Origin of the sequence: Streptomyces sp. H39-S7 (assembly GCF_027158205.1) — a bacterium.
Taxonomy (GTDB): domain Bacteria; phylum Actinomycetota; class Actinomycetes; order Streptomycetales; family Streptomycetaceae; genus Actinacidiphila.
Window position 1 is genome coordinate 1 of the sequence record NZ_JAPVLU010000122.1, and the last position, 1,159, is coordinate 1,159.

At 69.5% G+C, this 1,159-nt stretch carries 1 protein-coding gene and 1 pseudogene; both read left to right on the forward strand.

Going from position 1 to position 1,159, the window contains the following annotated elements:
• A pseudogene (locus tag O3X23_RS43635) lies at positions 1 to 382 on the forward strand (alkaline phosphatase family protein); the annotation flags it as partial.
• A 296-nt stretch (positions 383 to 678) separates the two neighbouring features.
• On the forward strand, positions 679 to 1,159 hold a 481-nt coding region (locus tag O3X23_RS43640), incomplete at its 3' end, for a cellulose binding domain-containing protein (protein WP_269280892.1).

Genomic DNA, 1,159 nt, shown 5'->3' on the forward strand with positions numbered 1-1,159 from the left:
GCGCCCGGGGCGCGAGCCCACCGTTCGGGCGCGCAACGCCTTCGCCGCCGCCGCCTCCGACGCGTGGGACGACACGGCCCATGCGGCAGGGCAGTTCGACTCGACGCTGGTCAGCCCCCTCTATCCGTTGCACGGTGCTGCCAAGGCCACCGTGAGCTTCGCGACGAACTACGTCATCGACGGCCCTCAGACCGGTGACCTCTACGTCTCCTTCAACGGCGGCACACCCCAGCTCGTGAAGTCCTACCGCTCCAACATCAATACTGTCGAGCGCCTCACCGTGCCGGTGCCGGCCGGTGCCACCACCGCACAGCTGCGCTTCCGCTACACCGGCACCAACAGCGCCTTCTGGACCATCGACCAGGTCTCCCTCCAGTCGTAGCCACCCCTGCCCGGGCACCCCAGCACAGCCCAGGCCGTTGCCGCAGCCCCCGCTGCCGGCGGCAACGGCCCGGTCGGCGGCCGGCCCGCGAGGGTGCGGGGGCTTCCGGACGGCACGTCCTGCCGCGAGCACGTGCCGGCTCATCCCGCACCCGTCACCCGGCAAACCGCGGGCGGCCCAACGCCTGCTGGTAGAGGGAGAAGTCGGGTACCCCCTGGCTCGTCGATCCGCCGTCCGCCACAATGGCGCGCAGCCTGGATACCGCCCCCACGCCCCGCCCCACCCTGGAGGTCCCCATGAAGGGCACCACTTCGCGTCGACGTACCTGGACCGCCATAGCCGCCTCGGCCGCGCTGACCGCCCTCAGTGCCTGGTTCGCGCAGGGGCAGGCCGCCGCCGACCCGGTGTATGACGGATGCAAGGTGGACTACACCATCAAGAGCAATTTCAGCGGCGGTTTCGTGGCTCAAGTGGATGTGACCAATCTCGGCCAGCCCGTGACGAGTTGGATGCTTACCTGGAGCTTCGGGTCCGGTCAGACAGTCAAGGCGGCCTGGGGCGCCGGCGTCACCCGCAACAGCACTCAGGTGACGGCAAAGAACCTCTTCTACAATGGCAACCTGCCGCACGGCGGCGCCACGTCGTTCGGCTTCGTCGGCTCGCTGACGGCAGGCGCGACCGCGACTACTCCCGGGTCGTTCTACCTCAACGGCTGGCAGTGCACCAGTACTCCAGGTTCCACTCCCACCCCCACCCCCGCCCCACACGCCCCCTCAA